Origin of the sequence: Rhodovarius sp., assembly GCF_040399605.1 — a bacterium.
Taxonomy (GTDB): Bacteria; Pseudomonadota; Alphaproteobacteria; order Acetobacterales; family Acetobacteraceae; genus Rhodovarius; species Rhodovarius crocodyli_A.
Map to the genome: position 1 here is coordinate 14,539 of NZ_JBBARU010000068.1, position 4,509 is coordinate 19,047.

The 4,509-nt window shown below is 67.0% G+C and carries 4 protein-coding genes; 3 read left to right on the forward strand and 1 reads right to left on the reverse strand.

Annotation, left to right across the window (positions count from 1 at the left end):
- Positions 1–287, reverse strand: a 287-nt coding sequence (locus ABWP84_RS14835; RefSeq protein ID WP_408904278.1) for a TIGR02300 family protein, incomplete at its 3' end; no start/stop codon positions are given.
- 31 nt (positions 288–318) lie between these two features.
- Between ABWP84_RS14835 and aroA the strand changes: the two genes are divergently transcribed.
- The 3 genes from aroA (at position 319) to rpsA (ending at position 4,285) form a co-directional block, all read left to right on the forward strand.
- Entirely contained in the window at positions 319–1,665 is a 1,347-nt protein-coding gene (gene aroA, locus ABWP84_RS14840) for a 3-phosphoshikimate 1-carboxyvinyltransferase (RefSeq protein WP_353212818.1), read from the forward strand.
- Entirely contained in the window at positions 1,662–2,294 is a 633-nt protein-coding gene (gene cmk, locus ABWP84_RS14845; protein ID WP_353212819.1) for a (d)CMP kinase, read from the forward strand. The genes aroA and cmk overlap by 4 nt, the downstream gene beginning before the upstream one ends.
- Before the next feature lie 281 nt (positions 2,295–2,575).
- Entirely contained in the window at positions 2,576–4,285 is a 1,710-nt protein-coding gene (gene rpsA, locus ABWP84_RS14850) for a 30S ribosomal protein S1 (RefSeq protein ID WP_353212821.1), read from the forward strand.
- Positions 4,286–4,509: the final 224 nt, after the last annotated feature.

Here is a 4,509-nt window from a genome sequence, read left to right on the forward strand (position 1 = left end):
TCGACATCATCGGTCTCGGCATCGCCACCGGCAGCGGCGCGCTTCTTCAGCTTCTCATCCACCACGGCGGGGCCGCGCTTGGGCCGGGGCTGCTCGGCCGGCTGCTCGGTGCCGCATTTCGGGCATACCGCAGGCTGCTTCGTCATGTCGTAGAATTTCGCCGCACAGGACACGCAGGTCCGTTTCAATCCAAGGTCGGGCTTCGCCATGCTCAATGCCTTATAGAAGGTGTGCTTCCCCGGGCCTGAAGGAAGCAATACCGTGTCCAGGGTGCGGCGCATTGCCATGCGACCAACCCCCTGTCAAACCACGCCCACCATGCATGACGTTTCCGCCGCCAGGCCGCTCCGCTCCGCCCCCCCCACGCAGCCCCTCTCCGGCCGGCTGCGGGTGGCGGGCGACAAGTCAATTTCCCACCGCGCGCTGATGTTCGGCGCCCTCGCCGTGGGCACCACCAGCATCGAAGGCCTGCTGGAGGGCGAGGATGTGCTGCGCACTGCGGCCGCCATGCGCCTGCTGGGCGCTACCGTGGATAGGCTGGGCGATGGCAGCTGGCGCGTCTCCGGCCGCGGCGTCGGCGGGCTGACCGAGCCGGCCGATGTGCTGGATATGGGCAATAGCGGCACCGCCGCGCGGCTGATCTGCGGCCTGCTCGCCGGCCACCCCATCTTCGCGGTGATGACGGGCGATGCCAGCCTCCGCCGCCGCCCGATGAAGCGGGTGACAGACCCCCTTTCGGCCACCGGAGCCCGCTTCTTCACCCGCGAGGGCGGCCGCCTGCCACTCGCCGTTCAGGGCGCGCGAGACGCCCTGCCGCTCGATTACCGCCTGCCAGTGGCCTCGGCCCAGGTGAAATCCGCCTGCCTGCTCGCCGGGCTCTGCGCCCGCGGCACCACCCGGGTGATCGAGGATGAGGCCACGCGTGACCATTCCGAGAATATGCTGCGACATTTCGGCGCCACCGTGCATGTCGGCATTGAGGGACATGGCCGGGTGATCGAACTCATCGGCCAGCCCGAGCTGGTGGCCGCCCCCGTGGTGGTGCCGGGCGACCCCTCCTCCGCCGCCTTCCTCGCCGTGGCGGCGCTGCTGGTGCCGGGAAGCCATATCATCATCGAGAATGTTGGCCTCAACCCGTTGCGCGCCGGCATTTTCACCAGCCTCACCGATATGGGCGCCGATATCGCGCTGACCAATCAGCGCATCGAGGGCGGTGAGCCGGTGGGCGACCTCGTGGTCAAGGCCACCCAGCTGCAAGGCGCCGATATCCCCGCCAGCCGCGCACCGAGCATGATCGACGAATACCCCATCCTCGCCGTCGCCGCCGCCGCCGCCCGCGGCACCACCCGCATGCGCGGCCTGGCCGAGCTGCGGGTGAAGGAGAGCGACCGCCTTGAAGGCACCGCCGCCATGCTGCGCGCCGCCGGCGCGTCTGTGGAGATCGAGGGTGATGACCTGCTGGTCCATGGCGGCACCGTGCCCGGCGGCGGCGTGGTCACCACCAATATGGACCACCGCATCGCCATGTCCGGCCTGGTGCTGGGCCTGGTGGCTGAGGCCGGCATGGCGGTTGATGATGCCGGCTTCATCGAGACCAGCTTCCCAGGCTTCGCCGCCCTGGTGAACCGCGTGGCGGGCTGCCAGGCGATCCTGCCGCTGGCATGATCATCGCCGTGGATGGGCCGGCCGCCGCCGGCAAGGGCACGCTGGCCCGCCGCCTCGCCGGCACCTTCGGGCTGCCCTATCTCGATACCGGGCTGCTCTACCGCGCCGTGGGCCGCCGCGTGCTGGATGCGGGCGCCGACCCCCGCGATGTGCCCGCCGCCCTCGCCGCCGCCCGCGCCCTGCAGCCGGCGGATTTCACCCGCGCCGATCTGCGCGGCCCGGTGGCCGATATGGCCGCCACCGCCGTTGCCGCCATTGGCGATGTGCGGGCGGAATTGCTCGAATTCCAGCGCCGCTTCGGCCGCGAGCATGGCGCCGTGCTCGATGGGCGCGATATCGGCACCGTCGTCTTCCCCACAGCCGAGGCCAAGCTCTTCGTCACCGCCTCGGCCGAGGAGCGCGCCCGCCGCCGCCATGCCGAGTTGCTCGCCCGCGGCATCACCGCCGATTACGCCCAGGTCCTCTCCGAAGTGCGCGACCGTGACGCGCAGGATGAAAACCGCCCCGTCGCCCCGCTCCGCCCCGCCGCCGATGCCATGCTGCTCGACACAACCCACCTCGATGCCCAGGCCGCCTTCACCGCCGCCATGACGCTGCTGAACACCAAACTCTCTTCAGACAGCATCTGAACCACGCACCTTTGCGGCTTGAACAGCGGAAAACCCGCCCCAAGCCGCTGTTTTCCCGCTTGACCCCCGCCCATAACCGGCCGATAGACCGCGAATAACGTCAGGGCGCAAAGCCTCTGGCGCTTTGTGCGTCAACCCAAAGCGGATACCGGGCGAGCCGTCACGCGCCCGGAAACAGGGCGGAACTGGGCATGGCCCCAGCCTCCGCAAGTCGTCTCCGCCCCTGGGCGGCCGCGCAGAGCTTCGTGGGCGCAACCGCCCACACAGGACAGATCAACTTTATGGCACAAGCCAACACCCTCGGTGATACCGAGGATTTTGCCACCCTTCTCGATGAGATGATGGGTGCCGATACCGGCTTCGCCGGCTCCGTCGTAACCGGCCGCGTGATCCGCATCGATGATGATGTGGCCGTGGTCGATGTCGGGCTGAAGAGCGAAGGCCGCGTTCCCCTCAAGGAATTCGCCCCCCAGGGCATGAAGCCCGAAGTCAAGCCCGGCGACATGGTCGAGCTTTTCATCGAGCGCTACGAAGACCGTGACGGCGCCATCGTGCTCTCGCGCGAAAAGGCCCGCCGTGAGGAAGCCTGGACCCTGCTGGAAAAAGCCGCCGCCGCCCAGGTGCGCGTCAACGGCATCATCTTCGGCCGCGTCAAGGGTGGCTTCACCGTCGATCTCGGCGGCGCCGTGGCCTTCCTGCCCGGCTCCCAGGTCGATATCCGCCCCGTGCGCGACGTCGGCCCCCTGATGGGCATGAGCCAGCCCTTCCAGATTCTCAAGATGGACCGCGCCCGCGGCAACATCGTGGTCTCGCGCCGCGCCGTTCTGGAAGAGACCCGCGCCGAACAGCGCAGCGAACTCATCCAGGGCCTGAAGGAAGGCATGATCCTCGACGGCGTGGTGAAGAACATCACCGATTACGGCGCCTTCGTGGACCTCGGCGGCGTCGACGGCCTGCTGCACGTCACCGATATCGCCTGGCGCCGGATCAACCACCCCTCCGAAGCCCTCACCATCGGCATGCCGGTGAAGGTGCAGGTGGTGCGCTTCAACCAGGAAACCCAGCGCATCAGCCTGGGCATGAAGCAACTCATGTCCGACCCCTGGGATGGCGTGGCCATCAAATACCCGGTCAGCGGCAAGTTCGCCGGCCGCGTCACCAACATCACCGATTACGGCGCCTTCGTGGAGCTGGAACCGGGGGTCGAGGGCCTCGTCCACGTCTCCGAAATGTCCTGGACGAAGAAGAACGTCCACCCGGGCAAGATCGTCGCCACCTCCGAACAGGTCGATGTGCTCATCCTCGACGTGGACGAGCCCAAGCGCCGCATCTCGCTCGGCCTCAAGCAGGCGCAGGGCAACCCCTGGGAAGTCTTCCAGGACGCCAACCCGCCCGGCTCGATCATCGAAGGCGAAATCCGCAACATCACTGAATTCGGGCTCTTCATCGGCATCGCAGCCGATGTGGATGGCATGGTCCACATGTCCGACATCAGCTGGGATGTGCAGGGCGAGCAGGCGATGGCCGCCTACCAGAAGGGCCAGATCGTCAAGGCCAAGGTGCTGGACGTCGACGTCGAGAAGGAGCGCATCTCCCTCGGCATCAAGCAGCTCGAAGCCGACCCGGCCGCCGAAGTGCTGGACCGCATCCGCAAGGGCGATATCGTGAACTGCACCGTGACCAAGGTGGAAGCGAACGGCATCGAGGTGAAGGTCGAGGAAATCCTCACCGGCTTCATCCGCCGCGCCGAACTCGCGCGCGACCGCCAGGACCAGCGCCCGGAAAAATACGCGATCGGCGAGATTGTCGAGGCCAAGATCGTGGCCGTCGACCGCGCCGCACGCCGCCTCTCCTTGACCGTGAAGGGCAAGGAAGTGGAGGAAGAACGCGAAGCGATGAAGGAATTCGGCTCGGTCGATTCCGGCGCATCGCTGGGCGATATCTTGGGCGCGGCCATCCGCCGCCAGCGGGAAATGGCCGGGAAGGAGTAATCCTTCCCCACGCCGACTGAGTGACAGGGAACCCCGGGCACGGAAGTGCCTGGGGTTTTTTGTTGGGGAAGTAAGGTCGAGGGGCGCTGCCCCTCGAGCACCCCGGCAGGAAACTCAGTTTCCTGCACCTTCGATCAGTCGATATAGTTCAAATGAACGACTGGGGCTCTTAATCGGTCTTGCAGACCGTCAGACAACCCCCAAAGCTTTCGATTTTATAACTC

Coding starts and splice junctions, on each gene's coding strand:
- aroA (WP_353212818.1), top strand. CDS start 319: ATGCATGACGTTTCCGCCGCCAGGCCGCTCCGCTCCGCCCCCCCCACG.
- cmk (WP_353212819.1), top strand. CDS start 1,662: ATGATCATCGCCGTGGATGGGCCGGCCGCCGCCGGCAAGGGCACGCTG.
- rpsA (WP_353212821.1), top strand. CDS start 2,576: ATGGCACAAGCCAACACCCTCGGTGATACCGAGGATTTTGCCACCCTT.